At 41.8% G+C, this 390-nt stretch carries 1 pseudogene; it reads right to left on the reverse strand.

Going from position 1 to position 390, the window contains the following annotated elements:
- Positions 1-233, reverse strand: a pseudogene (gene pgtE / locus ACEWB7_RS18595) (omptin family outer membrane protease PgtE); the annotation flags it as partial.
- Positions 234-390 lie beyond the last annotated feature (157 nt).

The following is a 390-nucleotide window of genomic DNA, read 5'->3' on the forward strand; positions in this document are numbered from 1 at the left end:
GATAAATCCCCCTGCAACGTGGCGACATTTTTTATTTTCCAGTCCAGTTGACTCAGCTTCCGTCCGGTGTCGGTATCATAAACCAGCTCCCTGGATTTACCGTTTAACACCCCCACAGAAAGGGATGTCGTGACGCTCTCAGGAGAGACGTCCGGAATAAATAAGGTAGACTCCGCATAAACCGACTCAGAAAATACGGCGATCATCATTACTGCAATAGCATGTTTTTTCATTTCTCTTGTCCTCATATTCAGATGTAATCTGGAGAGGTGATGAAGTTTTCATCTTGTCAAATCGTCGGACAAGAGTACATTTATTACGCCAGAGAACTTGACGCATTTTTACCTTATATTGAAGTTAAGAAATAGAATTTGATGCTCAGGTGAATAA

Origin of the sequence: Acinetobacter sp. NIOH-H-8, assembly GCF_046635365.1 — a bacterium.
Taxonomy (GTDB): Bacteria; Pseudomonadota; Gammaproteobacteria; order Pseudomonadales; family Moraxellaceae; genus Acinetobacter.